Origin of the sequence: Novosphingobium mathurense (assembly GCF_900168325.1) — a bacterium.
Taxonomy (GTDB): Bacteria; Pseudomonadota; Alphaproteobacteria; order Sphingomonadales; family Sphingomonadaceae; genus Novosphingobium; species Novosphingobium mathurense.
Map to the genome: position 1 here is coordinate 20,728 of NZ_FVZE01000008.1, position 19,810 is coordinate 40,537.

Sequence of the window (19,810 nt, forward strand, 5' to 3'; positions counted from 1 at the left end):
GTCAAAGCGGCCAGATCAGCGGTATCATGATCAGCGTGGTGATCGCGACGAGCGCGGTGAGCGGGAAGCCGTACTTGTAGAAGTCGGAGAAGCGGTAACCGCCCGCGCCATAGACCAGAGTGTTGGTCTGGTACCCGATCGGCGTGAGGAAGCTTGCGGAGGCGGCGAACATCACGGCAACGGCGAAGGGTCGCGGATCGACGCCCAGCGCCTGGGCGAGGTGGATGCCGATCGGCGTCACCACGATGGCCACTGCGTTGTTGGTGACAAGTTCGGTCAGGACCAGGCTGAGCAGGTAGATCGCGGCCAGCGCGACTATCGGTCCCATCGTGCCGAGCCACGGGGTGGCGAGCTGCACGACCGTTTCGACCAATCCGGTCTTTTCCAGTGCGGTGCCGATCGAAAGCATGGCAATGATCAGGGCGATGATGCGCCAGTCGACCGACTTGAAGGCTTCGTCCGGCTCAACGCACCGGCAGCCCAGCACTATCGCGACGCCCAGCACCGCAAGGCCTGCCAACGGCATGACATTGAATGATGCGGCCACGACGATGCCGAGCATGGTGGCAACCGCGATCCAGGCCTTGTTGCGCCGGAAGCCGCGAATCGTCGGCTCGGCAATGTTGACCAGCTGCTGGTCCTCGACGAGCCTGCGCAGGTCCTCCTGCGCGCCTTCGAGGAGCAGGGTGTCGCCCACCTGCAGCGGTACGTCCTCATAGCGCTTCTGCAGGTTGGTGCCCTTGCGGTGCAGGGCGATGGGATAGACGCCGTAGCGGCGGCGCAGGCGCAGGTCGGCAAGGGTGTGGCCGATGATCCCGGCGCCGGGGGCCAGCAGCGTCTCGACCATGACCGAGTTGCGCGAGGACAACTGGACAACGTGCGGATCGGCCGACGAATCGGTGAGCGCGTGGTCGCCGCGTTCCTTGATCGTCATGAGGTCTGCGGCGGACGTGCGCACGACAAGGATGTCGCCTTCTTCCAGTTGGCAGCGATCGAAGTCGCGACGCAGTGAGACATCGTCGCGCAGGACGTCGACCAGCCGTCGCTCGGACCGCGAAAGCAGGTCGATCTCGCGCGGGTTCTGTCCGATGTAGGGCGATCCGGCCTCGACGAAGATCGAGACGATGAAGCGCTTGTTCTCGCCTTGCGTGGTCAGCCCGGCGACGGTCTGGCGGTCGGGCAGGAGGCGGTGGCTGATGGCCAGCCAGATAACGCCGGCAATGGCGACAACCGCGCCGACCGGAGCAATCTCGAAGATCGAAAAGGGCGCCAGGCCGGCCTTGCGGGCAACGCCGTCGACGAGAATGTTGGTCGAGGTACCCAGCAGCGTCACGGTGCCGCCAAGGACGGCCGCGAAGGAAATCGGCATCAGGATCTTCGACGGCGCGATGCGCAGTTCCTTGGCCAGCGCCATGCCGACCGGGATCATCATCATCACCAGCGGGGTGTTGTTGGTAAACGCCGAAAGCGTCGCAATCGTCGCAAGGAAAACCGCAATGGCCAGTGTCGGCCGCCGCTTGCCCAGCCCGGTGATCTTGCTGGCCATGAGATCGAGCGCGCCGGTGCGCACCATCGCGGACGAGACGATGAACATGCAGGCGATGGTCAGCGGTGCGGGATTGCCCATCGAATCGAGCAGGTCATCGGTCGAGAGCACGCCCAGTACGAGCAGGACGGACACGAGCACGAGCGCAACGACTTCAGGCGCGGCCACTTCGAACGCGAAGGCCAGGAACAGCAGGAGCAGGAGCACGGCCATGATGGCCGGCGAGCCCGCATCGATTCCGAAGATCATCGTTATCCCCGTTCTACACGCCGCACCCGGGAGTGCATTCCCTAAGGCGAGGAGTTACCGGCAAACCGTGGATGCGCAAGAAAAGAAAAGTTTTCCGGGTCGATACGCAATTGTGGTTCCGGACGCTTCGCGCGGTTACGCAAGCGGCCAGCGAAAGGCGATGGTCAGGTCCCCGGTAACCTCGCCCGCGGCGGAAAAGCTGCGTTCGTGGATCAGGCCACGGCCGTCTCGCGCAATCGTCAGAACGGTGCTGCACCGCGTGCCATAGGTTTCATTCCGGATGAAAATCGGCGCAAATTGCGGCTCGGGTCCGTCCCCGATCGGCAGAGTTCCATCCGGCGGCGTATCCGATCGCAGGCTGGCAAGCAGCGGCGCGATGTCCGCGTCGGATTGCTCCAGCCATGCCGCCAAGGCCTGCTGCAACTGGGCGGTCTTGGGCCAGGGTACGTCGAAGCCGCCGTTCGACAGGCCGTGGATGCCACGCGTCAGGCGCCGGATTTCGAGGCGCGGATAGTTGGTTCGGAACCGAGCCTCGCCGTGGTTCGCTTCGACGAGATTGAAAGCGTTCATCTGCGTCACGCCTTCCGGTTCGAGGCCCTCGAGAAGGTCAGTGACGAGCTTTCCCCGGCTCGGCCTGTCTGGTCGGGAGCCTTCCGGCACGCGATAGTTGGTCAGTAATGCGAAACGTCCCGCCTCGTTGAGGCCGAGCCAGGTGCCGCCGCCCAGCAGGTCCTTGCCGGCAATGATCCCGCTGCCATCGTTCCAGTGCGCCAGCGGTGCGGTCGGGCGAGCGTGGAATTCGTCGCGGTTGCCCACGGCGACGAGCAGCCAGTCGGGGTGCGCGTTCCAGGCGAGAGCGGCGACGCACATCTCAGATCAGGCCCTTGGCGCGCAGGCTGACGTGCCCTTCGCGGCCGATCACGACATGATCGTGGACGGTGACGCCAAGCAGCCTTCCGGCCTCGGCGATGCGGTTGGTGACGTCGATGTCGGCGCGGCTGGGCTCGGGTGAGCCGGAGGGGTGGTTGTGGACGATGATCAGCGCCGTCGCTCCCAGGTCGAGGGCCCGTCGGATCACCTCGCGCGGGTGGATCGCCGCCTCGTCGATCGAACCTTCGCCGACGAGATCGTCGAGGATCAGCATGTTCTTTGCATTGAGGTAGAGAACGCGCACGCGTTCCAGGGTGAGATGGGCCATGTCGATGGTCAGGTAGTCGATCAGGGCCTGCCACGATCCGATCACCGGCGCCTCGCGCACTTTCTGCCGGGCCAGGCGCGTGGCGGCGACCGTGGCGATGCGCAGCGCGACGGCGCTGGCCTCGCCCATGCCGGGATGCGCGGCGAGCGTCCGCGGCGGGGCCTGCAGAACCCCAGCCAGAGATCCGAAGCGCTGGAGCAGGCTGCGGGCCAGTGGCTTCATGTCACGGCGGGGAACGGCCTGCATCAGCAGGAGTTCAATCACCTCATGATCTGCCAGAGCCTCGTCTCCACCCTCGATCAGCCGCTTGCGAAGCCGTGCGCGATGCCCTGCAGGATCGTTGCCGAGTGTCGTGCCGTTTTCTCGCGCGGCTTCGCCTTGCACCGTTCCTTCGCCGGAATGGGCGCCGCGTTCATCGAAGAGTGGGGCTTGGTCTGGCATATCTTGTACAAACAATTGCCTTTCTGGCACGGCCAGCGCAAGTGATGGAGCGGATGGCGCAAGACGAAGACCAGCATGTCGAAGGGATCGAGACACCTGAACCGTTACCGGGAGAAGCCCGGCGGCGGCGACGCTGGCGCGCGCCCCTGGCGGGCGTCCTGGCGCTTGCTGCGGCAGCGGGCGGAGGCATCTGGATCCTGCGCGAGGATATTGCCGACAACGTGATTGCCGGCCAGCTCGATTCGCTGGGCTTGCCTGCGCGGTACGAAGTCGTGAGCATCGGTCCCTCCGAACAGGTTATCCGCAACCTCTCGATCGGCGATCCGGCCAAACCGGATCTCACCATCGAGGAAATCCGCGTCCGCACGCGCCTGAACTGGGGCATTCCCGGGATCGGGCGGATCACGCTGGTCAGGCCGCGTCTCTATGGCACGCTGCATGGCAATCGCCCCAGCTTCGGCACGCTCGACAAGGTGCTGTTCACGGGAAGCAAGGAGCCTTTCGCGATGCCCGACTACGATCTCAAGATCGTTGACGGGCGTGGGCTCATCGATAGCGACCGGGGCCGGATCGGGGTGCGGATAGAGGGGCAGGGGCCCTTGCGCGATGGTTTCGCGGGAGAACTGGCGGCAGTAGCGCCCAGCCTGACAATGGCGGGTTGCAAGACCGGCAAGGCCAGCCTTTACGGAAAGATCTCGATTGCCTCGGAAAGGCCGCGCTTTGCAGGGCCTTTGCGGTTCGCGCGCCTTGCTTGCGCGGAACAGGATCTGGCGCTCGCCAACGCCGCAGCGAAGATCGACTTCACTTTCGACAAGGCGCTCGACGGCGGGAAAGGCAGCATCGGTCTGACCGCCGGGCAGGGCCACTATGCCAGCAATCGCTTCGACGGGGCATCGGGCAAGGCGCAGGTCAGCTACCGCAAGGAGACCCTCAACTCCCGCTACGACCTTGCTGTGCGTGGCCTTGCAACGCCGCAGGCGCGGATGGCGAGCCTGGCGATAGACGGTCGGGTGCGTTCGAATGCAGGCATCGAGCGGCTCGATGTCGAAAGCGAACTTTCGGGCAAGGGGCTGGCGCTCGGCGTTCAGCTCGACCGGTCGCTCGCCGATGCGGCGCGTTCGGGCGAAGGCACGTTTCTCGGTCCGATTGCGCGCCAGGTTCGCGGGGCGCTCCAGCGCGAGACGCGGGGGAGCACGGTCGAGGCCAGCCTGATCCTGCGCCATTCGCCCGAGGGTATGAGCCTCGTCGTCCCGCGCGGTTCCGTACGCGGCGGTAGCGGCAAGGCCCTGCTGACGCTTTCGCGCGTGCAGGCGATGTTCTCCGAAGGTGCGCCGCGCCTGACCGGCAATTTCGCGACTGGCGGTCAGGGCCTGCCGAGCATCGCGGGGCGCATGGAATCCGGTGCGAACGGAGGGCTTTCGATGCATGTCGAGATGCCCGAGTATCGCGCGGGCGACACACGCCTTGCCGTGCCCGCGCTGGATCTCGTCCAGTCCAGCAATGGTTCGTTCGGCTTTTCGGGCAGTGCCCGGCTGACGGGTGCCTTGCCGGGGGGCAGGGCGGACAACCTGATCCTGCCGATCGACGGCGACTGGGCCGCAAACGGTGACCTGACCGTCTGGCCACGCTGCACGACGATCGGCTTCGACCGGCTCGCCTTTGCCAACCTGACAATCGACAAGCGCAATCTGCAGGTCTGCCCTGCAGCAGGCGGTCCTATCGTGCGCAGTCGCTCCGGTCGCTTCGAGGTGGCCGCGGGCGTTCCTGCGCTCGACCTTGCCGGGCACCTGGGAGAAACGCCGATCCGTCTCGCCAGCGGCCCCATCGGCTATGCCCGGAAAGGATCGAATCCCGGCGCGGTTTCGGCCAAGGCCCTCGACGTCGAACTCGGGCCTGCGGACAGTGCCTCGAAATTCAGGATCACGCACCTCGATGCACTGGTCGGCAAGGACATCGGCGGCACGTTCGATGAGGCCGACATTGCGCTCTATGCGGTGCCGCTCGACCTGCATCAGACCGCCGGCGACTGGCGTTATACCGATGGCGTCCTGACCATCGACAAGGCGCGCTTCACGCTGGTCGACCGTGAGAAGGTCGCACGCTTCGAGCCTGTCGTCGCCCGCGATGCAACCCTGCGCCTTGCCGACAGCGTGATCACGGCCGAGGCGGTGATGCGCGAGCCGCGTTCGGATCGCGAGGTCGTGCGTGCCGATATCGTCCACAATCTCATGGATGCCAGCGGCCACGCGGACCTGAAGGTCGATGGCATCACTTTCGACAAGACACTGCAGGCAGACACGCTTTCCCATCTCGCGCTGGGCGTGGTCTCCAACCTCGAAGGATCGGTCCATGGCACAGGTCGCATCGACTGGAACGAGAAGGGCGTCACCAGTCATGGCCGCTTCGCCACCGACGGCGTGGACTTTGCGGCTGCTTTCGGTCCTGTGAAGGGGCTCTCCGGCGAAGTGCGTTTCACAGACCTGCTCGGTCTCGTCACTGCGCCGGACCAGAAGCTCAAGATCGCCTCCATCAATCCGGGCATCGAAGTGAACGACGGCGTTCTCTCCTTCGAGATGAAGCCCGACTACCTGCTGGTGGTGAACGGTGCGCGCTGGCCTTTCATGGACGGCACGCTGACGCTGGAACCGGCACGCATGCGCATCGGCGTTGCCGAGACGCGCAATTATACCCTCAAGGTCTCCGGGCTCGATGCGGCGACCTTCGTCCAGCACCTGGAGCTTTCCAACATCAATGCGACAGGCGTGTTCGACGGCGAACTGCCGCTGGTCTTCGACGAGGACGGTGGAAGGATCGAAAACGGTTACCTCAAGTCGCGCGAGCCGGGTGGAAATGTCTCCTATATCGGCGCGCTGACCTACAAGGACCTTTCGGCGATGGGTAACTTCGCTTTCAACGCCCTCAGGTCGGTCGACTACAAGAGTATGGAAATCGGGCTCGGCGGTTCGCTTTCGGGCGAGATAGTGACCCGCATCAGTTTCGACGGACTGAGCCAGGGTTCGGGGGCGAAAAGCAATTTCCTGACCAGGCAGGTCGCCAAGTTGCCGATTCGCTTCATTCTCAACATCAAGGCGCCGTTCTTCAGCCTGTTCGGCTCGATGCGCTCGCTTTACGATCCGACTTATCTCACCGATCCGCGAACACTCGGTCTGATCGACCGGGACGGGAAAGTGAGGCCGCGGCCTCCATCCATCGCCATTCAGCCTCCAGTCAGCGAGAATAATCCATGAAATCCTGCGAATTGACCGGAAGCGTTCCGGCTGCAACATACCCTGCCATGTTCGGCCGAGGGGAGTTGACGATGCAGCAGGGGAAGCCCCGGTCCGGTTGGCGCGCCGTATGCGCCGCGATGGTGGTGTTGGGAACGGTCCCGACGCTTGGGGGGTGCATCAACGTTTCCGCACCCGACAAGCCGATCGTGATCGAGCTGAACATCAACATAAGGCAGGAAGTGATCTACAAGTTGGCTGCGGACGCGGCCAACACGATCGACGAGAACCCGGAGATTTTCTGATGGCAAGTCCGATCCGCAAGTCTGTCGCCGCAATCGGCATCGCCGGTGCCGTGTTGGCGCTGGGTGCCGGCAGCGCGGCTTTCGCCCAGAATCGCGATCCGGCCTACGCCGCTGCGCGCGCCGCGGGGCAGGTGGGCGAACAGACCGATGGCTACCTCGGTGTGATAGGCAATGCGCCGGCCGACGTTCGCGCCATGGTCAAGGACCTCAACAACAAGCGGCGTGCCGTCTATACCGAGAAGGCCGCGGGCAAGAGCACGATCGAGGAATATGCCTTCGCGACCGCTTGCCGCCTGATTCTCGAAACCAAGCCCGGTGAAAAGTATCAGGCGCCCGATGGCTCTTGGAAGACCCGCGATGGCGGAGCGCCGGCTCGCGATCCGCGCTGCCCGTAATTCTTTCCCGGGCGATCGAGCCGACCGCGAATTTGTGATTCGAATTGGAAAAGGGGTTGCAAGGCAAACGCGCCCTGCAGCCCCTTTTCAATTGCGCGATGCCCTGTGGATTGCCGCAGCCCTATTGCTACGACATCGGCAATTGGTACTAGGCTTCTTGCGCGCATTCCGCAGATGTGCGTCGATACTGTGTCTGCAACTGCAGAGTGCCACGCGCGGTACGGTTGACTCGGCAAATCCCCCACCCTAAGGGGGCGGCGCCCTCGGCGGGCAGCCGTTGATTGTGTCGATCAAACCGGGTGAGAGCACGACTGAGTGCAAACACGAAGGGGAAGGCATGAGCGACGAGCCGAACGCACGGGACCCTGTCGGTGAAGACGCCCGCATCGATTCGCTGGACGAAAGGCTGAAAGCCCTTCGCGAGCGGGAAGAGCAGCGTCACAAGCCGGTCGGAGGCGTGGAATCGGATGCGAGCTATCGCGCCGGAAACCGCGTCCTGGCCGACTTGCTGGGAGGTGTCGCCGGTGGCTTGTTCCTTGGCTGGGTGATTGATCACTTTGCCGGGACCTCGCCCTGGGGACTGTTGGTGATGTTGTTCTTCGGAATCTTCGTCGCCTTCAGAAATATTATACGGAATTCGAACCAGCGCCCGAATTGACCCAACGGGGGGTGAACAGGGCGCTGTCGTTCATTGGCGACAGGGAAATTCGCGTGGCAGCCGAAGCGAAGGTCGATCCGATGCATCAGTTCAGCATCCAGCCGTTGTTCGGCTCGGATGGCTGGAATATCGCGGGTTACAACATCGCCTTTACGAACAGTGCGTTGTGGATGGCCATTGCCACCGTCGCCCTGCTGATATTCGTTGCGGGTGGTGCCAAGCGCCAGCTCGTGCCGGGTCGCTGGCAGATGGCGGTCGAAACCTTCACCGGTTTCGTCGATGGCATGCTGGCCGCCAACGTCGGCCCCAACGGCAAGAAGTACGTTCCGTACATCTTCTCGCTGTTCATGTTCATTCTCTTCGCGAACTTCCTGGGCCTGCTGCCGCTCGGCGTGATCGGCCTGCATCCCTTCACGTTCACGAGCCACTTCTCGGCCACCGGCGTGCTCTCGATCCTGTCGTTCTCGATCGTGCTCATCGTCGGCTTCGTGAAGCACAAGCTGCACTTCTTCTCGCTCTTCGTGCCGCACGGTACGCCCGCGGTGATGGTTGTTCCGATCTTCTTCGTCGAACTCATCTCGTTCCTGGTGCGTCCGTTCAGCCTCGGTCTGCGACTCTTCGTTGCGATGATGGCCGGCCACGTCCTGCTCGAAGTGCTCTCCAGCTTCGTGATCAGCTCGGGCAACGCAAACATCGCCCTGTTCGCCATCGCCGGTCTGCCCAGCTTCGTGCTGATGGTCGGCATCTGCGCGCTGGAACTGCTCGTGGCCGGGATTCAGGCTTACGTCTTCGCTCTTCTCACCTGCGTCTATCTGAACGACGCAGAGAACCTTCACTGATTTTATCCTTCAAGTTTACCAAAGGGAGTTTTTGAAATGGACGCAGAAGCTGCAAAGCTGCTTGGTGCTGGTCTCGCCGCTATCGGTTGCGGTCTCGCCTCGATCGGCGTGGGTAGCGTTTTCGCTAAGTTCCTCGAAGGCGCGCTGCGCAACCCCGGTGCTGCCGACGCGCAGCAGGGCCGTCTCTTCATCGGCTTCGCCGGTGCCGAGCTTCTCGGTCTGCTTTCGTTCGTTGTTGCCGCGCTGCTGATCTTCGCCTGATCGCGCGCAAACCCCGCACCGGCCGCCAACGCCCTTTGGTGAAGCGGCCGGCCAGCGGGGGCAAGTTTTTTACCGGCCACCTCGAGACAGGGCTGACCAATGCCTCAGATCGAACAGCTAGCCGCGACCTATTCCAGCCAGATCTTCTGGCTCCTGGTCTTCTTCGGTTTCACCTTCTTCGTCGTTGGACGGGGCATGGTGCCGAAGGTGATGGATACGGTTGCGCAGCGCGACAAACAGATTTCCGACGACCTCATCGCTGCAGAGCGTGCGCGCAAGCAGGCCAATGAGGAAGAGGAAGCATGGCGCGTGCGTGAAAACACCAATCGCGCCGAGGCTCAGGCCCTGATCGCCGAGGCCCGCACCAAGGCTGCTGCCGCTACCGAGCAGCGTCTTGCCGCCGCCCAGTCCGTGATCGACACGAAGCTGGCCGAAGCCGAAGACCGTATCGCGGAGGCCCGCAATTCGGCGGCCGCCGAGATCGAGGACGTGGCCGCCGATGCGACCCGCGACATCGTCAGCCGCATCGCTGGCCTGTCTCTCGACGATGCAGCGGTCCGTTCGACCGTGAAGGAGAACCTGGTCCATGGCTGAGAACGTCTCACCTTCGGTCGAACAGGGCCTCGCCCACGAAGCCGCTGAAGTGACCGGCGCTGTGGATGCCCACGCCACCGTGGAGCATCACGCCGAACCTCTGCTGCTGGGCATTGCCCCGCCGGTCGCGGTTGTCAGTGCGTCTATGCTCGTGCTGCTCCTGATCGCCCTGTGGAAGGGCCTGCCGAAGATGATCGCCGGTGGGCTCGACTCCAAGATCGCCGATATCAAGGCACAGCTCGAGGAGGCCAAGGTCCTTCGCGCCGAGGCAGAAGCCCTGCGCAAGGAATACGCCGACAAGATCGCCAACGCCGAAAAGGATGCGGCGGCGATGATCGAGCATGCCCGTCACGAAGCCGAGGCGATTGTCGCCAAGGCGGAGAAGGACACCGCCGATGTGATCGTGCGCCGCGAGAAGATGGCGCAGGACAAGATCGGCGCTGCCGAACGTGCGGCCGTCACCGATCTGCAGAACCGAGCCGCGGCTGCCGCTGCTGCTTCGGCCCGGGTTCTGATCAAGGCCAATCATTCGGCCGAAGCCGACAAGGCTTTCGTGGATCGGGCCATCGGCTCTATCTGAGCCCGGTTGCCGGTAGCACAAACAGAGAAAGCCCCTGCGTTTGCGGGGGCTTTTTTGTTGTGAGAAAAATTTAACCGTCACAAGCGCTTCAGTTTTTCATGCCCTGCAATATAGCCATACTTATTAGCCATTGATCGGGGTTCGATGGTCGAATGTAGGGGGTAAAATGAAAAATCTGACTGCTTGGCTGGCTGGACTCGGCCTTTTGGTATGCCCGATTTCTGGAAGTGCTGAGCCGTTGTCGAAGCAATCGGTGCTGCAGTTAAGTCGTGTCGGTATAGGTGATGCGGCCATCGTCGCGAAAATTGAAGCCGACAAAGTTGATTTTGATCTTTCGACCGATGAGATGATTGCGCTCAAGGACCAGGGCGTATCCTCGGAAATCATCGCTGCAATCATCGGCAATCGCTACGTCAAGACGGTAGCGCCGTCGCTTGTCTCGCCCGACCCAACGGTGCCGCATCCTGCAGGGTTGTATGCCTTCTACGAAGGCGGCGAAAATGCGCGCATGAAGAAGATGGAGCCGACTGTCACCAACCAAGCGAAAACCGGTGGTATCTTCGGTTATGCGCTAACAGGCGGCTTGGCATCGATGAGTGTCAAAGCAGCGATCCAGAATGAAACGTCGAAAGTTCCTGTGAACCAGACCCCTAAGTTCTACTTTTTTTCCGCCGAGTCGAATGGAAATGACAGTTCGGCATGGGCGAGCGGAGCAAACACGGTCGTAAACTCGCCAGCAGAATTGACGCTCGTCCAACTCATGAAGAAGAAGGGACGCCGGGAAGCTCGAGTGGGTAGTATGAATATTGGTGGAGCCAAGACCGGGGTGATGGACAAGGACCGCCTCGAGTTCACCCATAAGATGGTACGTCCCGGGGTTTATGTGATGGAGGTCTCGAAGGCGCTTGAACCTGGCGAGTATGGCTTCATTTATTCGCTTTCAGGTGGCGGGGCTGGGGGAGCCATGACGGCACGTATCTTCGACTTTACCGTCAACTAGATTTTGCGCTTCAAAATTTGAGCCGTCCTTCAAACAAATGGGCCCCTGCTTTGCAGGGGCTTTTTTGTCGTTGGGATCCGGGGCGTATCAGCGCGTCAAGACTGGGTAACTTACGGCATCTCGGACATGATCCGGAATGGCTCATGTCTCTCTTTGCTTCGCTAAAAAGTGGACCCTTGGCGTAGGTCCGGGATGCCGGCTGGACTCGTTGTAGCCGTGCTAGTGGATCACCACCGCACTGATGCGGTGATAGAATGGCCGGTGCGGCGTGCGGCCATGGCTGATGTTGTCGAACAGGCCCGCGCCCACGCTGGGTAGCAGCGACTGGATCAGTCGGACTTCCTCGACCTGTCGTACATCGATTCGCACGTGGAGCTGCCCGTCAAAGTCGAAGCTGACATCGGCATTGGGCGGACAGACTTCGCGAAGCATTACCAGCAGCTTGCCCAGTTCGGCGGCTATGTCGAGTGACGTTGCCGGCTTTGGAAGCCGTTCTCCTCCATCGGTCAAAACGCGTAAAGATCGTGCCATTTACGCCTCCCTGTTTCCTGCTTGTGGATTGGATCAAACAAGCGGGATCAAGGAAAGCGACAAGATGGCGTAGTCTCAAATTGGTATTTGCGCCGCGCCAAGCGTTAATGTCGTCTGCGTACCGCAGTCCGCGCGACGGGACCACGCCAGGGTTTCTCAGCCCCTGAAGTTGTCCTTGGCGTTCCTGAGCGCTGCAAACGTTGCTACGGCATCGCCGCCGCCCCAACGCGCCTGCAGTTTGGGATCGTCTGCGCGCAGGAAGGGATTGGTCGCCAATTCGCGTTCCAGCTTCATTGGCACCGTCGGCTGATTGTGCGCGCGGTGCTTCATGATCTCTTCGACATAGCTGGCCAGTTCGGCATTGTCGGGATCGGCGTGGACCGCGAACTTGGCATTGGCCGCAGTATACTCATGCGCGCAATAGAGGATTGTTTCGGGGGGAAGGGCCTTCACCCGCTTCAGGCTCGCCCAGAATTGGGCCGGCGTGCCTTCGAACATGCGGCCGCAACCCAAGGCAAAGACGGTATCGCCGACGAAGGCGATGCGTGCGCCGGGAAGGTGGTAGGCGACATGGCCCAGGGTGTGTCCGCCGACATCGATGACACAGGCCTTGCGGTCGCCGATCGTGACGACGTCGCCCTGGCCTACCGTACGGTCCACCCCGGCGATCTTGCCAGTCTCGCCAGCGGGCGCTGTGATCCTGCAGTTGGTGATGCGCTTGATCGTCTCATTGCCGCCGGCATGGTCAGGGTGCCAGTGGGTGTTCCAGATCTGCGTAATCTGCCAGCCCTTCTTGCCTGCCTGCCGCAGGTATTCGTCTGCATCCGGGGTGTCGATGCAGACGGTTTCCGCGCTGTCGTGGTCGTGCAGAAGGAAGCCATAGTTGTCGGACAGACAGGGGAACTGGTGAACTTCGAGCATCGCGATCTCTCCTGTCGATCAATGTAGCGATGATGTCCGTAATCGGAAGTGTTCGGCAAAGCAAAAGCCCGCCCGGATCGCTCCGGACGGGCTCTTGGTGATGTGGTTACGGTGTCCCTGACGGGACGCCCGAGAATCAACGATTCTTGAGCGCTTCGCCGAGGATGTCGCCGAGCGACGCACCCGAGTCCGACGAACCGTACTGCTCGACCGCTTCCTTCTCTTCGGCCAGCTGACGGGCCTTGATCGAGAAGTTCGGCTTCTTCGAGCGGTCGAAACCGGTGACCATGGCATCGACCTTCTGGCCGACCTGGAAACGGTCCGGACGCTGTTCGTCGCGGTCGCGGCCGAGGTCCGAACGCTTGATGAAGCCGGTGGCGCCATCTTCGCCGGCCTGGACTTCCAGGCCGCCGTCGCGGACTTCGAGAACGGTGACGGTGACGGTTTCACCGCGGCGCAGGGTGCTGCCAGCAGCGGCGATGCCAGCGGCCGGAGCGCCACGCTCAAGCTGCTTCATGCCGAGGCTGATGCGTTCCTTCTCGACGTCGACGTCGAGAACCACGGCCGAAACCTGCTCGCCCTTGCGGTGCAGGGCCAGGGCGTCCTCGCCCGAGATGCCCCACGCGATGTCCGACATGTGGACCATGCCGTCGACGTCGCCGTCCAGGCCGATGAACAGGCCGAATTCGGTAGCGTTCTTGACTTCGCCCTCGACCTGCGAGCCGACCGGGTGCTTCTCGGCGAAGGCTTCCCAGGGGTTCTGCTGAGCCTGCTTGAGGCCGAGCGAGATGCGGCGCTTGTCGGAGTCGACCTCGAGCACCATGACTTCGACTTCCTGCGAGGTCGAAACGATCTTGCCCGGGTGGACGTTCTTCTTGGTCCAGGACATTTCGGACACGTGGACGAGGCCCTCGATGCCCGGCTCCAGTTCCACGAAGGCGCCGTATTCGGTGATGTTGGTGACGGTGCCGCTCAGCTTCACGCCGACCGGGTACTTGGCGGCGGCGCCTTCCCACGGATCGCTCTCGAGCTGCTTCATGCCCAGCGAGATGCGCTGCGTGTCGGTGTTGATGCGGATGATCTGGACAGTGACGGTGTCGCCGATGTTGATCACTTCGCTCGGGTGGTTGACGCGCTTGTAGCTCATGTCGGTGACATGGAGCAGGCCGTCGATGCCGCCGAGGTCAACGAACGCACCGTAGTCGGTGATGTTCTTGACGACGCCGTCGATGACCTGGCCTTCGCTCAGCTTGTCGATGAGTTCGCTGCGCTGTTCGGCGCGGGTCTCTTCGAGGACGGCGCGGCGCGACACGACGATGTTGCCACGGCGACGGTCCATCTTGAGGATCTGGAAGGGCTGCGGCACGTCCATCAGCGGGGTGACGTCGCGCACGGGGCGGATGTCGACCTGCGAGCCGGGAAGGAACGCAACGGCGCCGTCGAGGTCGACGGTGAAGCCGCCCTTGACGCGGCCGAAGATCACGCCTTCGACGCGCTTGCCTTCGCCGAATTCGTTTTCGAGCTTGTCCCATGCGGCTTCGCGGCGGGCGCGGTCGCGCGACAGCATCGCTTCGCCGTCGGCGTTCTCGACGCGGTCGACGTAGACTTCGACTTCGTCGCCGACCTTCAGGCCGTGCTCGGCTTCACCGCGCGCGAATTCGCGCAGCGGCACGCGGCCTTCGCTCTTGAGACCGACGTCGATGACGGCCTTGTCGTTTTCGATGGCGGTGATGGTGCCCTTGACGACACGGCCTTCGAAGCCGTCATCGGCGACGCCGCCGAGCTGATCGTCAAGCATTTTCGCGAAATCGTCGCGAGTCGGATTGGCAGAAGTAGCCATTATCAGGTCTTTCCTGTTCAACGATTTTTCCGGCCAGGCGGTTGAATCCGCCGGTCTTTTCTCCGCTCACCGCCCCATGCGATGACCGGGCCAAAGGGCCGAACTGCCGCGGCGGCCGAATGCCGGTCACGGCGTCCTCAAGGCCGCAAGGACCTGTCGGACCGGCGGCCACTACGCCCCGGGGGGGCAAAATGCAAGGGAAATGGGGCCTTGCACGGCCGTCAGGCGTCGGCGCGATCCATGGCTGCATCGACGGCTGCGATCGCTGCGGCGATGGCCTCTTCGCGGCGCAGGCTGGAGGTGTCGATCAGCACGGCATCGTGCGCGGCGACGAGCGGCGAATCCGCGCGATTGCGATCGCGTTCGTCGCGTGCGGCAAGGTCCGCAGTAATGGCCTCCAGCGAGACCTCGCGCCCCTGTTCCAGCATTTCGTGGAAGCGGCGCTGGGCCCGGGCTTCGACCGAGGCGTCGATGAAGAGCTTCGCGTTCGCCTCAGGTGCGATGACGGTGCCGATGTCGCGTCCGTCGAGCACGGCGCCGCCTTGCTGGAGGGCGAAGGCACGCTGGCGTTCGTAGAGGGCGCTGCGCACCGGGGGGTGGATGGATACGCGGCTTGCCAGGCCCCCGGTCGCTTCGGAGCGCAGTTCGGGATCGTCGAGCAGGCTGTCTGGAAAGGCGCAGGCGGCAAGGGCGGCTTGCGGATCGTCGGGGTTGCCGCCGTTCAACATGACCTGGCGGCCCACGGCGCGGTAGAGCAGCCCGGTGTCGAGATGCGGCAGTCCGAAGTGAGCGGCGAGGGCCCTGGCGATAGTGCCCTTGCCCGAGGCGGTTGGTCCGTCGACGGCGATAATCATGACGCTGCCTTTGGCCTTTCGCGAAAGGCTAGGCAAGGTCAGCGATCGAAATCGTCCAGTTCCGGGCTGTCGCGTCCGTAGAGTTCGGCGAGTTCGGCTTCGTAGTTCCACGAGTGCCGGACAAGCCAGACGAGCAGCGGGAGGAGTACGCCGAGCGGCGCGGTGAATGCGGCGATCAGGAGCGTTGCCGGGACCAGCACAAGCAGCGGAGCCTGCGCTATCGCGCGCCGCATGCGCCAGACCGCTTGGGCGGCCATTGTGACAATGTCCCCGTCGCCGGGTCGCGCCAGTCGCATCGCAAGTCCCCTGTTTCGCCAGGGACCCTACGCGAGGTGGGTTACCGAATTGCTTAGTTCTGCCTCGCACCGCTTCCGGGGCCGCGATTGCGCACGGCCTTGATGAGACCCCAAATCGCAATCGCTGCCCAGAATCCCTCGAGCACGAGCGATGCCGGATTGAGGTTTACCAGCAGGGAAACCGTCAGCAGGCACGCCCCCAGCAGGTTCACGCCGTGCTGGACGAAGGGATTCGGCCGTTCCCGGCCGGTGATGTAGGCGTAGGCGAAGATGATGCAGGCCATCCCCGCGAAGCCGAGGGTGTTGGCCAGTTGCGAGGAGATCGGCAGGATCACGCGACCAGCCCGGCCAGCATCGATTCGAAGACCGGGAAGCTGGTGGCGATCGGACGGGTGTCGTCGACTTCCACACCGCTGCGGCTCACGAGCCCCGCCACCGCCATGGACATCGCGATGCGGTGGTCGAGGTGCGTGGCGATGGCCGCGTCCGTGCCGGCAAGCGCTTCGCCGCCGGTGCCTTCGATCACGAGGCCGTCCTCGCGCTCCTCGATCCGCGCGCCCGCTGCCTTGAGGGCGGTAGCCATGACCGCGAGGCGGTCCGATTCCTTGACGCGCAGCTCGTCTAGGCCGCTCGTCGTCGTCGTGCCCTCGGCCAATGAGGCCGCGACGAACAGGACGGGGAACTCGTCGATCATCGAGGGTGCGACCTGCGGATCGACCTCGATCCCCTTGAGGACCGAGTGCCTGACCAGCAGGTCGGCAACCGGCTCGCCGCCCACTTCGCGCGGGTTTACCTCGGTGATGTCGCCGCCCATCTGGCGCAGGACGGAGACGAGGCCCGCGCGCGTGGGATTGAGGCCGACGTTCTCGATCAGCACTTCGCTGCCCGGAACGAGGAGGGCGGCCACGATGAAGAAGGCGGCAGACGAAGGATCTCCCGGAACGTCGATGACCTGCGGGCGCAGTTCCGCTTCGCCGGTCACGGTAATGATGCGCGTGCCGTCGGGCTCAACTTCGACATCGAGCTGGGTGCCGAATCCCCGCAGCATGCGTTCCGAGTGGTCGCGCGTGGGTACGGGCTCGATGACCGTGGTCTTGCCCGGCGTGTTCAGCCCCGCGAGCAGAACTGCGCTCTTCACTTGCGCGGAGGCGACGGGCAGGCGGTAGGTGATCGGCACCGCGGGCGATGTGCCCTTGAGGATCAGCGGCAGGCGTCCGCCCTCGCTCGCTTCGAAGCTGGCGCCCATTTGCGAGAGGGGGGTGATGACGCGGCCCATCGGGCGCTTCGACAGGCTGGCGTCGCCGATGAAGGTTGCGGTGATGGGGTGGCTGGCGATCAGGCCCATCAACAGGCGGGTCGAAGTGCCCGAGTTGCCCATGTCGAGCGGCTCCCGGGGCTGGAGCAGGGCGCCTACGCCCACGCCGTTGACCACCCATTCTCCGCCGGAGGCACTGTCGCCCACGCGTTCGACCGAAGCGCCCATTGCCCGCATCGCCGCAGCCGTCGCCAGCACGTCCTCGCCTTCCAGCAGCCCGGTCACGCGCGTTTCGCCCACGGCCAACGCGCCCAGCATGATCGAGCGGTGGCTGATCGACTTGTCCCCGGGGACGCGAATCCGGCCCTTCAGCGGGCCGTTAGGCATGAAGCGGCGGGGGCGCATGGCGGCGGCGTCGGCGTGGCTCACGATGGAACTTCTTTCGGGCTAACAGGGGCTGCAAAAACGCGCGGCTTTTGACAGCGCGGGCCGCCTATGGCAAGGCGCGCGCCCTGATGCGGCCGGCATGCTTGATTTTGCGCGCCTGTCCCACCATCAAGACACGGAATTTACGCCCGGCTCCTTCGGGCCGGAAAGATGAGGACGTTTCATGGCAAAGCCTGAGTGGGGCGCCAAGCACGGCTGCCCGAAATGCGGCACGCGCTTTTATGACCTGGGCAAGGATGACCCGGTTACCTGCATTGAGTGCGGCAACGAGTGGCATCCGGAACCGGTGCTGAAGTCGAAGCAGCCGATTCCCTATGAGGAAGTTCAGAAGAAGGAAGGACCCGAGCAGGAAGACTCGGATCTGGCCGATGACGATCTGGACATCGATGACGACGGCGATTCGCCCGACAACGACGTCGACCTGGGCGGCGACGACGATCTCGGCATCGGCGCAGGCGGCGACGACGACGATCGCGACGACTAAGCGCGCGGCTTGAAGAAATTCGCGGGCGTGGCGAAAAAATTCCACGCTCGCAAATTTCTCTCTTGCCAACCGGGAAGCCCCCCACTAGAGGGCGGCCTCCCAAGCGGAGGCGACGCCGACGCAAGGGAAACGGATCGAACCTCCCAGGCTCGATCTGCTGAAATGGACGGGGCCGTAGCTCAGCTGGGAGAGCGCTACAATGGCATTGTAGAGGTCAGGGGTTCGATCCCCCTCGGCTCCACCATTTCACCATATGAGTTTCGCGTGATAGCGATACGCTGGCCGACGAGGTTTCGTCCGCCGGCGTTTTTCGCGTAAATGTCACGGCACGCCGGTCAGCGAGGTTTCGCCTACCGGCGTTTTCGGCGTTCTGGCGGGCCGATGGCTTGCCAAAAGTGGAGTTTGGCCATGTTCGACAGCCTTTCCGATCGTCTCGGCGGCGTGTTCGACAAGCTGCGTGGTCGCGGCGCGCTCAAGGAGCAGGACGTCCGCGATGCCATGCGCGAAGTGCGCATCGCGCTCCTCGAGGCCGACGTGGCCCTCCCGGTCGTTCGCCGTTTCGTCGATCAGGTCACCGAAAAGGCCGTAGGCCAGTCGGTCCTGCGCTCGGTCACACCGGGCCAGCAGGTCGTCAAGATCGTCAACGATGCCCTGGTCGAGATGCTCGGCGGCGATACGACGCCGGAGCTCGATCTCAACGCCACTCCGCCGGTCGTCATCATGATGGTCGGTCTGCAAGGCTCGGGTAAGACCACCAGCACCGCCAAGATCGCCAAGCTGCTCAAGGAGAAGCACGGCAAGAAGGCGATGATGGCCTCGCTCGACGTCAACCGTCCGGCGGCGCAGGAACAGCTCAAGGTTCTGGGCGAGCAGGTCGGCGTTGCCACCCTGCCGATCATCGCCGGGCAGCAGCCCACCGAAATCGCCACCCGCGCGATGCAGTCGGCAAAGTTGCAGGCGATCGACGTCCTCCTGCTCGACACGGCCGGCCGTCTCCACGTCGACCAGCAGTTGATGGACGAGATGAAGGCCGTTGCCGCCATCTCGAATCCGCGTGAGACCCTGCTCGTTGTCGACTCATTGACGGGCCAGGACGCGGTCAACGTGGCGCAGAGCTTCGCGGGCGAAGTCGACCTGACCGGCGTCGTGCTGACCCGCATGGACGGCGATGCCCGCGGCGGTGCGGCGCTGTCGATGCGCGCGGTCACCGGCAAGCCGATCAAGTTCGCCGGTACCGGTGAAAAGGCCGATGCGATCGAGGTGTTCCACCCGAGCCGCGTCGCCAACCGCATCCTTGGCATGGGCGACGTCGTCAGCCTCGTCGAGAAGGCAGCCGAATCGGTCAAGGTCGAGGAAGCCGAGGCGCTGGCCAAGCGCATGGAGCAGGGCAAGTTCGACATGAACGACCTGCGCACCCAGCTGCGCCAGATGCAGAACATGGGCGGTCTTGGCATGCTTGCGGGGATGATGCCCGGCATGAAGAAGGCCAAGGCGGCGATGCAGCAGTCGGGCATGGACGACAAGGTCCTGCTGCGCATGGACGCGATCATCGGTTCGATGACGCCCAAGGAGCGAGCGAACCCCGCGCTGCTCAACGCCAAGCGCAAGATCCGCGTCGCCAACGGTTCGGGTACCCAGGTCCAGGACGTCAACAAGCTGCTGAAAATGCACATGGAGATGTCCAAGGCCATGAAGCAGATCAAGAAGATGGGCGGCCTCAAGGGGCTTGCCGCGATGTTCGGCAAGGGCGGCCTCGACGGCGCCATGCCGGGTCTTGGCGGCAAGGGCCTCGGTCCCGGCGCGGGCGGGTTGCCCGGGCTCGGCGGAGCCGGTCAGCCCGATCTCAGCAAGTTTTTGAAGAAGTAATTTTTACAGAATTTGACAGAAAG

21 protein-coding genes and 1 tRNA gene are annotated in these 19,810 nt (G+C 63.5%); 12 read left to right on the forward strand and 10 right to left on the reverse strand.

Annotated features, from left to right (window positions below; genetic code table 11):
• Position 1: 1 nt before the first annotated feature.
• From B5483_RS18610 to radC, 3 genes are all read right to left on the reverse strand, one after another.
• Positions 2–1,795 (reverse strand): SLC13 family permease, encoded by a 1,794-nt coding sequence (locus tag B5483_RS18610; RefSeq protein WP_079731512.1) that lies wholly within the window; start codon positions 1,793–1,795, stop codon positions 2–4.
• A gap of 135 nt (positions 1,796–1,930) precedes the next feature.
• Positions 1,931–2,665, reverse strand: coding sequence for an NRDE family protein (locus B5483_RS18615; RefSeq protein ID WP_079731513.1), 735 nt, complete (start codon positions 2,663–2,665; stop codon positions 1,931–1,933).
• 1 nt (position 2,666) lies between these two features.
• Positions 2,667–3,434, reverse strand: coding sequence for a RadC family protein (gene radC, locus B5483_RS18620; protein ID WP_079731514.1), 768 nt, complete (start codon positions 3,432–3,434; stop codon positions 2,667–2,669).
• A gap of 53 nt (positions 3,435–3,487) precedes the next feature.
• Here radC and B5483_RS18625 point away from each other — a divergent pair, with 53 nt between their 5' ends.
• From B5483_RS18625 to B5483_RS18665, 9 genes are all read left to right on the forward strand, one after another.
• The gene (locus B5483_RS18625) at positions 3,488–6,682 is read left to right on the forward strand and encodes an intermembrane phospholipid transport YdbH family protein (protein WP_079731572.1); all 3,195 of its coding nucleotides are present in this window, start codon (positions 3,488–3,490) and stop codon (positions 6,680–6,682) included.
• A gap of 71 nt (positions 6,683–6,753) precedes the next feature.
• Entirely contained in the window at positions 6,754–6,966 is a 213-nt protein-coding gene (locus B5483_RS18630; RefSeq protein WP_079731573.1) for a YnbE family lipoprotein, read from the forward strand.
• The gene (locus tag B5483_RS18635) at positions 6,966–7,361 is read left to right on the forward strand and encodes a YdbL family probable chaperone protein (protein WP_054947773.1); all 396 of its coding nucleotides are present in this window, start codon (positions 6,966–6,968) and stop codon (positions 7,359–7,361) included. The genes B5483_RS18630 and B5483_RS18635 overlap by 1 nt, the downstream gene beginning before the upstream one ends.
• A 337-nt stretch (positions 7,362–7,698) precedes the next feature.
• Positions 7,699–8,019 carry an AtpZ/AtpI family protein gene (locus B5483_RS18640; RefSeq protein ID WP_054947774.1) on the forward strand — a complete coding sequence of 107 codons (321 nt, stop codon included), beginning with the start codon at positions 7,699–7,701 and terminating at the stop codon, positions 8,017–8,019.
• Between the two features lie 53 nt (positions 8,020–8,072).
• The gene (locus B5483_RS18645) at positions 8,073–8,858 is read left to right on the forward strand and encodes a F0F1 ATP synthase subunit A (protein ID WP_054947781.1); all 786 of its coding nucleotides are present in this window, start codon (positions 8,073–8,075) and stop codon (positions 8,856–8,858) included.
• Between the two features lie 36 nt (positions 8,859–8,894).
• Positions 8,895–9,119: a F0F1 ATP synthase subunit C gene (locus tag B5483_RS18650; RefSeq protein ID WP_007013775.1), complete on the forward strand. Its 225-nt coding sequence runs from the start codon at positions 8,895–8,897 to the stop codon at positions 9,117–9,119.
• A 99-nt stretch (positions 9,120–9,218) separates the two neighbouring features.
• Positions 9,219–9,713, forward strand: a complete 495-nt coding sequence (locus B5483_RS18655; protein ID WP_054947775.1) for a F0F1 ATP synthase subunit B family protein — start codon at positions 9,219–9,221, stop codon at positions 9,711–9,713.
• A complete protein-coding gene (locus B5483_RS18660; protein ID WP_079731515.1) occupies positions 9,706–10,293 on the forward strand; it encodes a F0F1 ATP synthase subunit B in 588 nt (195 codons plus the stop codon). Before B5483_RS18655 ends, B5483_RS18660 begins: the two co-directional genes overlap by 8 nt.
• Positions 10,294–10,459: 166 nt before the next feature.
• Positions 10,460–11,293 carry a hypothetical protein gene (locus tag B5483_RS18665; protein ID WP_245829385.1) on the forward strand — a complete coding sequence of 278 codons (834 nt, stop codon included), beginning with the start codon at positions 10,460–10,462 and terminating at the stop codon, positions 11,291–11,293.
• Between the two features lie 219 nt (positions 11,294–11,512).
• Here B5483_RS18665 and B5483_RS18670 read toward each other — a convergent pair whose 3' ends face one another.
• From B5483_RS18670 to aroA, 7 genes are all read right to left on the reverse strand, one after another.
• Positions 11,513–11,824, reverse strand: a complete 312-nt coding sequence (locus B5483_RS18670; RefSeq protein WP_231634829.1) for a hypothetical protein — start codon at positions 11,822–11,824, stop codon at positions 11,513–11,515.
• Between the two features lie 156 nt (positions 11,825–11,980).
• Positions 11,981–12,745 (reverse strand): hydroxyacylglutathione hydrolase, encoded by a 765-nt coding sequence (gene gloB / locus B5483_RS18675; protein WP_054948329.1) that lies wholly within the window; start codon positions 12,743–12,745, stop codon positions 11,981–11,983.
• Between the two features lie 136 nt (positions 12,746–12,881).
• Positions 12,882–14,585: a 30S ribosomal protein S1 gene (gene rpsA, locus B5483_RS18680; RefSeq protein WP_054948328.1), complete on the reverse strand. Its 1,704-nt coding sequence runs from the start codon at positions 14,583–14,585 to the stop codon at positions 12,882–12,884.
• A 221-nt stretch (positions 14,586–14,806) separates the two neighbouring features.
• Positions 14,807–15,439 (reverse strand): (d)CMP kinase, encoded by a 633-nt coding sequence (locus tag B5483_RS18685; protein ID WP_054948327.1) that lies wholly within the window; start codon positions 15,437–15,439, stop codon positions 14,807–14,809.
• Positions 15,440–15,477: 38 nt separating this feature from the next.
• Complete coding sequence (locus B5483_RS18690; RefSeq protein WP_139384067.1) at positions 15,478–15,696, reverse strand: hypothetical protein; 219 nt, start codon at positions 15,694–15,696, stop codon at positions 15,478–15,480.
• Between the two features lie 92 nt (positions 15,697–15,788).
• Positions 15,789–16,070 (reverse strand): CBU_0592 family membrane protein, encoded by a 282-nt coding sequence (locus tag B5483_RS18695; RefSeq protein WP_054948325.1) that lies wholly within the window; start codon positions 16,068–16,070, stop codon positions 15,789–15,791.
• Positions 16,067–17,395 carry a 3-phosphoshikimate 1-carboxyvinyltransferase gene (gene aroA, locus B5483_RS18700; protein WP_079731575.1) on the reverse strand — a complete coding sequence of 443 codons (1,329 nt, stop codon included), beginning with the start codon at positions 17,393–17,395 and terminating at the stop codon, positions 16,067–16,069. The genes B5483_RS18695 and aroA overlap by 4 nt, the downstream gene beginning before the upstream one ends.
• A 205-nt stretch (positions 17,396–17,600) precedes the next feature.
• On the opposite strand from aroA, the gene B5483_RS18705 reads away from it, so the two are divergent.
• The 3 genes from B5483_RS18705 (at position 17,601) to ffh (ending at position 19,787) form a co-directional block, all read left to right on the forward strand.
• Entirely contained in the window at positions 17,601–17,921 is a 321-nt protein-coding gene (locus tag B5483_RS18705; RefSeq protein WP_054948324.1) for a TIGR02300 family protein, read from the forward strand.
• 168 nt (positions 17,922–18,089) lie between these two features.
• Positions 18,090–18,165, forward strand: a tRNA-Ala gene (locus tag B5483_RS18710).
• 164 nt (positions 18,166–18,329) lie between these two features.
• Positions 18,330–19,787 (forward strand): signal recognition particle protein, encoded by a 1,458-nt coding sequence (ffh, locus tag B5483_RS18715; RefSeq protein WP_054948323.1) that lies wholly within the window; start codon positions 18,330–18,332, stop codon positions 19,785–19,787.
• Positions 19,788–19,810: the final 23 nt, after the last annotated feature.